The organism is Synechococcus sp. CCAP 1479/9 (assembly GCF_019038535.1).
Taxonomy (GTDB): domain Bacteria; phylum Cyanobacteriota; class Cyanobacteriia; order PCC-6307; family Cyanobiaceae; genus Cyanobium.
This window is the reverse complement of the sequence record NZ_JAFKRK010000064.1, coordinates 1-225: the sequence shown is the minus strand read 5'-3', so window position 1 is coordinate 225 and position 225 is coordinate 1. Positions and strand designations below refer to the sequence as shown.

Here is a 225-nt window from a genome sequence, read left to right as displayed (position 1 = left end):
GTAGGTGCCGTTCGGGTAGCCGGCGACGCAGCCGTAGCGCTCGATCAGGTTCGAGAGGGCCTGGAAGGCCCAGTCGGTGGGCTTGACGTCGGAAAACTGGTTGATGCTGGTGACTTGCTCTTCGGCGGCGTACTTGTTGACGCTGTCGATGTTGAGCTCAGCCGCCTGAACCGCCACGGGGGCGAGCAGGCCGAGAGCTGCAGGAGCAACCAGCAGTTGCTGGAA

Annotated in this window: 1 protein-coding gene; it reads right to left on the bottom strand. The window is 63.6% G+C overall.

The annotated features are described in order from the left end of the window. Positions 1-225: S-layer homology domain-containing protein (locus KUG38_RS16700; protein WP_216923535.1), on the bottom strand; the 225-nt coding region annotated here is incomplete at both ends.